Annotated in this window: 4 protein-coding genes; 2 read left to right on the top strand and 2 right to left on the bottom strand. The window is 67.0% G+C overall.

The genetic code is table 11. The annotated features are described in order from the left end of the window. A partial coding sequence (locus tag PHY01_RS25690; protein ID WP_141282805.1) for an 8-oxoguanine DNA glycosylase OGG fold protein occupies positions 1-655 on the bottom strand: 655 nt, incomplete at its 3' end. Positions 656-775: 120 nt separating this feature from the next. Beyond that, the gene (locus tag PHY01_RS25685) at positions 776-1,606 is read right to left on the bottom strand and encodes a DUF6994 family protein (RefSeq protein WP_141282803.1); all 831 of its coding nucleotides are present in this window, start codon (positions 1,604-1,606) and stop codon (positions 776-778) included. 331 nt (positions 1,607-1,937) lie between these two features. Here PHY01_RS25685 and PHY01_RS25680 point away from each other — a divergent pair, with 331 nt between their 5' ends. Then, entirely contained in the window at positions 1,938-5,294 is a 3,357-nt protein-coding gene (locus tag PHY01_RS25680) for a DEAD/DEAH box helicase (RefSeq protein ID WP_170183988.1), read from the top strand. Then, positions 5,291-7,945, top strand: a complete 2,655-nt coding sequence (locus tag PHY01_RS25675; RefSeq protein ID WP_141282799.1) for an AAA family ATPase — start codon at positions 5,291-5,293, stop codon at positions 7,943-7,945. The genes PHY01_RS25680 and PHY01_RS25675 overlap by 4 nt, the downstream gene beginning before the upstream one ends. Positions 7,946-8,959 lie beyond the last annotated feature (1,014 nt).

Raw genomic sequence — 8,959 nt, 5'->3', positions numbered from 1 at the left:
GGGAGCCCGCCGCCCACTCGTTGCTGAACAGCGCCATCTCCACGCGCTCCGGTTCACCACCGAACGTCGATCGTTCCGCCTGCTCGGCGGCCCAGCGCAGGTACGTAACCCACTCCGACGACGGCCACCCGCCGTCGCGCCGACGGGCGGGCCCGGCATCGGCGGGAAGCCGGGACGCGACCCGTTTGTCGAGGATCAGCGGCTGCACGCCGCCGCCGCCACGCCGGTACCCGGCGAAGTAGATGAGCTTGGTGAAGAACGCCGGTCCGAGTCCTCGGACGTGCTGCGGCTGGCCGCGCCGCATCGACACGTAGACCGCGCGTAGGTCGTCGATGTCGAGTGGGTCGCGCAGCGGGGCGAGCGCCGCTTCGAGTCGGAGGCCATCGGGATCGGCGGCAAGGATCTGTCGCGTCCGGTGTGGACCGTAGGAGGTGCCGCCGAATCCCCACAGCATCACAGCGAGGGTGAGCTGCCGGGCAGTGCTCTTGCGGGCCATCCATGCGTCGGCGACGGCGAACACGTCGTTTCGCCGCAGAATGCCGACGTCGGGGAGTCCGGCCGGCCACGTGTCGGCCGGAACCCCAGGTCTGAAGCGATCGAGGGGCACCGTTATGGGGCCGGGCTCGCCAGGCAAGGCGTTGTCCTGAGCCGTCATCTGCGCACGGTAGCGAGGTCGGGTCCGGCGGTCCGGCGTTGCCACCCTCACGGTGGGTCCTCCTACGCGCAGCGCGCCGCCACAACCCGAACGAGTTGCGATACGCAGGGATCGCCGAGGTCAGCGCGATCGAATGAAGGCGGCTATGTGGGCGTTGCGTGTTGTGACGAACTCGCGTTGCCGGTCGAGGTAGGCATTGTAGTCCTCCCGTTCGGTGGGGAGCGGGTTCGGGTTGAAGCCATCGAATGGACGGAAGAATCGCACCTGTCCGCTCCCGTCGACGAGGGCGTGCAGGAGGAAGTGCTCGACGTAGCCGGTGAACGATTCGAACAGCGCGAAGAAGTGCACATAGCGTGCCAGTGTCTCGCTCAGTGGGCTGTGTTCACCGGTGTAGTGGCGTCGGATGCATTCCAGGGTGAGGTCGAAGCGATCCCGGATCCGCGGGTGCATTCCGCGATGTTGGTTGATCGTCGGCTTGCGGTTCAGTCGCTCGCCGGGGAACAGGATGTACCCGCCGACGGTCATCGTCGCGCGGCAGAAGTCGTCGTTCACCTGCTGCGCCCGCGAGCCGTAGACGTCGCTGAGCAGGCCCCGGTGCTGGTTGTTGATAGCGTCGCTGGACAGCGAGAATCGCCCCTTAGTCGATTCGTGCAGCAGGTAGTGGGCACGTCCGGACGGCATCAGTGTGAAGGGCGTCCCGTCCGGCAGCGGCTTGCTCCACAACAGCCGATGATATTCGCGCAACGTCGGGCTGTGACTGTCCGGGTCACGACCAGGCGGGGTGTCCGAGCTGACGTTGAATCCGATATCGATGTCGCTCAACTCGGACGTCACGAGTGCGAGCGTATCGTGATCATCTGAGCCGTCAGTGCGGGCCGGGCGCTGTGAACGAGTCGCTTCGGTGATGGCCCGGTGGATCGAGTCCACGCCCGGACCGAACTGTTCGGCCACCTGCCGGATCGTCGCGGCGCCACCGGGACGGCGATCTTCTTGATCACGAGCACCGGTCGGTGAAGGCGACCCAGCGCCAGCCGGTGTACCGGGCTACGAGGGCGGCTGCATCTTGACGCGTATCGACAGTCTCGTGCATCGACCCAGCTCGCTTCCAGGAGGGCGATCTCAGGTGACGACGATCAGGCCGCCAATCGCCGCCGGATAGTAACCCGAACGGGTGATTCACCGGGACGAATGTCGCATTCGCGCGGCCTGTTGCGAAGTGATGTTCAAGCACGGGACGCTCCCGGCTTCTCGTTCGTCAGCTCGATGCCCGTGGAGGAAGACTGTGGGGCGCTTCGTTCGGTCGGCCGAGCAGGTTGCCCGGACCTTCGGTTATCACCCGCTGCCCACCGGCCTGACTGAGCTCCTCGCGACGATGCGCTTCGACCGCCTGCTCGTCGTCGGCGGCGCGATCCCTGACGTCGTCGCGTCGGTAGGACAGCTCCGCACCTCAGCGGAGGCCGAGCTGCCGATGGGCCTCTATTGGTTCTCCGGAGTGGACTCGACGATTGTCATGGTGGTCAACGCCGGTGTCGGCTCGGGTGACAGCGCGATCGTTGACGTCGATGCCCTCACCGAGGATTCGCCGCTCGCCGCTGCCTACGATTGGGCAGAGAGCCTGTGGGACGACGGTTCAGTCGTCGCGGCCCCACGCTTCGGGGTTGGCCAGCCCGTCGTCACCCGCGCCGGCGGCAGGGACGCGGAGGTGCGCAGCCGCAAGTTCGTGGCGGGCACGTGGCGTTACGAGCTACGCCTCGATAACCGGTCCCAGTTCCTGACCGAGTCGGCGCTCGACGAGGCGCCCGAGTACGGCGGTCCAGCTGAGTGGATCCTCGGCCCGGCGTCGACGATCGACCGGTTCGGTGCCACGCTGACCCGGGGCAAGCTCGCCGCGTCTCTGACGGACACGATCTTCTCCTTCCGTGCCACGCGGACGGTGTTCCGCCCATATCAGTTCAAGCCGGTACTGCGGCTGCTGCGCACCGGCGCCGCACGCATCCTCATCGCCGACGAGGTGGGCCTCGGTAAGACGATCGAAGCGGGCCTGATCTGGACGGAGCTCGAGGCCCGCCGCGCCGCCGACCGCGTCCTGGTCATCGCACCGTCCTCGCTCGTCTCGAAATGGCGGGACGAGATGGAGCAGCGATTCGACTTCATGCTCGGCGAGCTGGACACGAAGGCCCTCGACCAGTTCCTCGACCGGCACCAGAAGGGCAAGCTGCCCAATCGATTCGCCTACGTCACGAGCCTCGAGAGGCTGAGGTCGTGGAAGGGCCTTGAGGAGTTCGACGAGGATCCCCCCCAGCTCGACCTGATCGTTGTCGACGAGGCGCACCAGATGCGCAACGTCGAGACGAAGAGTTATGACCTCGGCATGCGCCTGAACGACTGGGCCGATGCCCGGGTGTTCCTCACCGCGACGCCGGTCAACCTCGGTTACAGCGACCTGGCGAACATGCTGGAGCTGCTTGCTCCCGAGGACTTCGACGATCCCGGGATCCTGGAGCTGCGGCTGGAACCCAATGCGGTGCTGTTCCGCGTCGAGCGACTGCTCCTCGATCGGGGCGCGGCGGGTGCGGACCGCCTCGCCGTCCTCGACGAGCTGAAGACCATGAAGTTCGGTGCCGCACTGATGAGCAGACCGGACTACCCGGTCCTGCGGGAGATCATCGGCCGGGACGTCTTGCAACCGGCGGACGTGGTCGAGGCACGACGCTATCTCGCTGACCTGAATGCGTTGTCGTCGGCGATCACCCGTACCCGCAAGGCAGAGATCGACGAGAACAAGGCGCTTCGCGAGCCGCACCGGGAGGAGGTCGTCTGGAGCCAGGCCGAGCGTGTCTTCTACGACCAGTACCTGCAATGGTGCATCAGGCGTGCGGAGGACGTCGGCATGCCCCTCCACTTCGCGATGCAGATGCCGTTGCGCCTGGCCAGCGCATGTCTGCCCGCGGCGCGCGACGTCGTCGTGGGGCAGGCCGATGCGTGGGCGGCGGTGCAGGACGAGGACGATCCGAGCCCACCCACGACGGCGCGGTCGTCGGTGCCTCCACACCGGGAGCTCATGGCTGCCGCCCACAGAGTCCCGGACGGTGTGGACTCGAAGTTCGATCGGCTGCTGACGATCGTCGAGGGCTTCCTCCGCCAGCGGAAGCAGATCTTGCTGTTCACCTTCTCCCGTCCGACGCTCGCCTACCTACGGCGCAGGCTTGCACCGCACGCACGGGTCGCGGTCCTGCACGGCGGCGTGCCCCGGGAGGAGCGCCGCGAGGTGATGGCCGCGTTCCGCCGCGGCGCGTTCGACATGCTCCTCGCCAATCGAGTTGCGAGCGAGGGCCTCGACTTTGAGTTCTGCTCAGCCGTCGTCAACTACGACCTCCCGTGGAACCCGATGGAGGTCGAGCAGCGCATCGGGCGCATCGACCGCATCGGGCAGCGCGAGCAGAAGATCCACGTCGTCAACTTCGTCAACGACTACACCATCGACGAGAAGATCCTCACCCGCGTGCTGGAGCGCATCGGGGTCTTCGAGAATGCCATCGGAGCACTCGAACCGATCATCCAGTCCGAGCTCTCCTCCCTGCAGAAGGCGGTCTACAGCTTCGAACTCAACGCCGATCAGAAGCTGGCGAAGGCGGACCAGTTCGTCACGGCTGTCGAGGCGAAGAAGGCCGAAGCGGAGAAGCTGGCCGGCGCTGCGGCCGACCTGCTCGTCAGCAACGACGTCGACGTGACCGGGCTCGAACGGGAGCTCGTACGCGGCGGCCGGTACGTCGGCCAGCGCGAACTGGCGCATCTCCTGCACGATTGGGCGGCGACAGCGAACGCACCGGGGATCGCGACCATCGACGACGTCCGGGTCACCTTGCGGGGCAACGCGGTCATGGCCGATCAGCTCCAGGATGTGGCCCGTCGGGGGCATCGGATGCACGCAGAGGTGGCGGACCTCGCGCGGTCGCTGCGCGAGGAAGCTGACCTGCCGCTCGTTCTTGATCAGGAGAACGCGCGTACATCCGGAGGGAGCCTCCTCACCGCGAACCACCCGCTCGTGCTAGCAGCGATCTCGGTACCAGGACACCGGCAGGCGAGGCACGCACACATCCGGGTAGCGGACCGGGATGCCATCGCCCCTCGGGGCCGGTATGCGGTCGTCCTCGCCCGCGTCGAAGGGAGCGGGGATCGGGCGACCCGAGAACTGTGGGGGTCGGCGGTGGACCTGAGCAACCAGCAGGTGGTTCCGGAGGCGTCTGATGCTCTATTGGCCGCACTCGCACGCGGGGAGTTGTGGCCGGCTGACGATCCCGCCGACGCCGAGGAACTGGAAGGCCCGATCGTCCGTGCCACCGACGTACTCGACGAGCGGCACACCGTCGAGCAGCAACGCCGGATCGACGAGGCGGACGCCCTCACCGAGGGACGACGACTGAGCCTGCACGAGCAGCTCAAGCGCAAGCTGGCCGTGATCGACCGCAGGATGCAGACCGCGCGTGACCGCGGACGCGGCGCACTCCACCTCTTCGAAGGACAGCGCAAGCGCGCACGGGAACGTCACAGGGAAGCGATGCGCACCCTCGAGCAGAGACGTTCAGTGGACCTGAGTCTTGAGTACCTCGCCGTCTGCTACCTGGAGATCACCCGATGACCCACGGCGATGCCGCCATCATCACCGACGAGCGTGCGACCGATCTTCGCTACCGCGCGGCGCTGCAGAGCGAACAACAGCAGCGGTTACCCGTGGCTCACGGGGGCCACCGTCAGGCTCCAGGGCCCAGGCCTGCTCCGGCACCTGTCTATGGCCTCCTCGGCCGCGTCGAGCTGGCGGAGCCCACCGACATACTGGACGGAACCGACTTTTACATCGGCAGCCACCACCACGACGACCGGAACGGTCTCGTCGTGTTCAGCTGGGCGGCGCCGATCGCCAGCACCTTCTTCACAAGCTGGAGCCAGCACGAGTTGTGCTCCCAGGTCACTTCGCGGAGAACCCTTCTCCGCCGCCGCGGTGACGAGGTCATCGACTACCTTGACGACCCTGGACCGGCGCAGGGTCGAACGGAGCCGTTCGCGCGGCGCAAGCTTGCGATCCCGAAGGCGCCGACTCGCCGTCCGCTGCCGCGGCGCAACGCGAAGGCACCTCTTGTCCCCGAGCAGCGGCACGCCCTCGAGGCTGAGGCGGAGCCCCCGACCTCCCCCCAACAGGTGTCGCTGGCACCGACGATCGCGCCTGCGCGAAAGCCCATGCGCGCAGAGCGGGCTGTCCTCGCCGCGATCTCGGCGCCCCGGACGGAGCGTCTGACAAGCGTTCTCGCGACGCTGCAGCCGGACCAGTACGAGATGGTTACTGCCGCTTCGGATCGGTCGCTCGTCATCGAAGGGCACCCAGGAACGGGTAAGACCGTCGTCGCTGCGCACCGCGCGGCCTACCTCGTCCATCCGGAGCACGAGCCACGCCCGCTCCGCCGCGTCCTCGTCATCGGTCCGACTGAGCACTACGTCCAGTACATCCGCGGAGTGCTGGCTGAGCTCAACGGCGGCGCCGGCGTCGTCGATGCGATGTCGCTCGACAGCGCCATGCTCGACGTTCGGGGTCTCTCCGCCAATCTGGACAACGCCCAGGCGAACGACCGACGGGAGGTCGATGACGAGTTGTTCGACCTCGCATGCGAGGCCGTGCACCTGCTGCGCGAGGAGGGCCACCTCGACGAGCCGATCTCGCACGCTGCCAGCGTCGAGAAGACCTATGAGGCTCTCCGTGTCAACCGCGTCGGCAGTACCCACCTGACGCAGGACCTCGCGCGCGCCACCTTCCTCCGAACACTCCCCGCCTTCACCGCCGCTCAGACAATGCGCAGGTACCTCCAGATCCTCGCCGCCTGCGGCGGAGCTGTCGCCGGTGTGGGCCCTTACTCGTACGACCACGTCGTGGTCGACGAAGCGCAGGACCTCAGCCCCCTGGAGTGGGCGGTCCTCCGCTCCGTGAACCCAACAGGACGCTGGACCCTCCTGGGAGATCTGAATCAGCGGCGTTCCGATCTGAGCCATCCGGACTGGACATCGGTGTCCCGGTCGCTCGCGGTTGACGACATGCCAGTCGTGGCGCTCCACCGCGGATACCGCACGTCGGCGGCGATCATGGAATTCGCATCGCGGCTACTGCCGGAGGCTGAGCGATCGGTCGTTTCCCTCCAGGCCGGCGGCGAACCGCCCAGGGTGCGGAAGATCGCTGCCGATCGGCTGTACGCACAAGTCGTCCACGAGGTGTCGGCCCTCCACGGCCGGCATCCTGAGGGCACGGTGGTCGTCATCGGCGTTCATCCGCCGGAGTCGATCCGTGCGCTGCGAGGGGCCGGGTTCCACAACGACCCGCAGCACCCGAACACCATGGTCAAGGATGTGCGGCAAGTACGCGTGCTGACCCCGCAGCAGGCGCGAGGGCTCGAGTTCGATGCCGCGATTGTCGTCGAACCGATGAACTTCCCGAAACCCGTCGGACGACACGGCCTGCTATATACCAGCCTCACCCGCGCGAACCGCGAACTGGTGGTGCTGCACACCGGCCAGATCCAGAAAGAGCTCCGGATACCGGAACCAATTGCCGAGGCGCCGATCCTACAGCAGAACCTGAAACCGAAGAGGCTGGCCGTCCGTAAGGGAACTCGTTTCCTGATCGTCGGGTCCGAGGACTGGGGCGACCGGGCCGCCGTCCGCGAGATGGTGCGGTTCGCCGCCGAGAAGTACGGGAATACTTCAGACGTCAGATTCTTCACTGAGGACGGCAGCAGTCGAGGTCTGCGGCGACAAGATCTGGATCTATTCAACTCGACGATGCGAGATGCGTCGTGTACGAACGTGCTCCTCGTCTTCGACGGCGGTCCGCGCCCGACTGATAGGAGATCGATTCTCGACACGGCGAGGAACACTGGATCGCCGGTCTGGTGCTGGAGTCCAAGACTCGGCATGCCGATCCGTCCGGAGCACCGTGAGTTCGTCGACTTCTGGAGAGTGGCGATCCAGGATGCCCTTGCACGCACGTTGGCAGCGGACGCCGATATCCGGCGACTGAGCCGAGCGCTACCGCTAATGAAGTTCGTCGATATGATGGAGGATTTCAACACTGCGGCGAAGGTGCCTGCCCATGTTCGCGGATGCAATCCCCTCCGCGAACTGCTCGGCAACAGGTACCACCGGCGTCGAATCAACCGCATCGCCTTTCGGGACGTGTGGACGAGGGTCAACGGCGCAGGTCGTTCGAGCGTTCGGGCACGGCGATCGGCGCGGCATGGCGCCCGCTGACTTTCGCGGGTCAACGTGGGCTTCGTATGTGGCGCGTTCTGGCAGTTCTGGTTCGCCGACTGGACGGGCGGCACGAGGCACGGCAGGTCAATGAAGCCACAGTTCGGCAGCCGGACGGAGGACGCTGGCCGCGGATAGTCGGGAACGCGGATCCGTGTCGTTAGAGGCTTCGCGATGCCGTCGAGCTTGGCCAGCGCGTCGGCAGACAACTCGATCGTGGCGGCGAGGTTCTCGCTCAGGTGGGCCCGCGAGGGTATGCCGGGGATGACGATGACCGAGGCGGACGCTAGTGCGGCGCCCTCGCGTTGCGGGCCCGTCGAGGATGGCGTGTCAATGACTCTGTCAATGAGGACCAGTCATCCATGGACAACGCAGCCGCGCTCGCCGCCGCCGGCGCCAGCTCAACGGGTGTGCGACGGCCGCGCGGCCCGGTGACCCCGATCTTTTAATCCGCGGGTTCGGGGTTCGATCCCCCGGGGGCCCACCCCTCCGCCTGGTCACCGCGTCGTCCGCCGGACCGCAGCAAGATCACGGGACACTTTTGGGACTCTTTTCGTCGTCGGGCCCGCCGGACCCCAGGAGATTTTCGAGCACGTCGGCGGTCTGGCGGTCGGTGAGCCGGCGCCCGAGATAGCGGTCCGTTCCACCTGCTCGTCAGTGGCGCGGCGATCACGATTGGCGTGATCCAGTCGGTTCCCCGGCTACCGAGGCCGAGGCAGACCACTCTGCACGGTCGCGGTCGCCGGTGCAGCCGACGTCCAGCGGTTCTGTGCGTGAGGAGCGGTCTCAGCAGGGGTCGTCGAGGGCTGAGGAGCGGATGAGCGGCGGTGGCCGGCCTGTCGGCGGCCACCTCGCTCGCCCAGGCCAGCGCTACGTACGCCAGGCCTCCGCCGCGACCGGTACCCGCACGGCCACGGCGGCCTGAGAGGGGTGGGCTGCTCAGCGGGGTGCGGCGCGTGGTCCCGGAGCTGCCTGGCGATGACCCCGGTCGGTTTGCCGCCCAGCTCGCCGACC

The organism is Pseudonocardia hydrocarbonoxydans, assembly GCF_006539565.1.
Classification (GTDB): Bacteria; Actinomycetota; Actinomycetes; order Mycobacteriales; family Pseudonocardiaceae; genus Pseudonocardia; species Pseudonocardia hydrocarbonoxydans.
Note: the sequence above shows the minus strand (reverse complement) of the source record. Positions and strands in the feature narration are given on the sequence as shown.

Coding starts and splice junctions, on each gene's coding strand:
- PHY01_RS25675 (WP_141282799.1), top strand. CDS start 5,291: ATGACCCACGGCGATGCCGCCATCATCACCGACGAGCGTGCGACCGAT.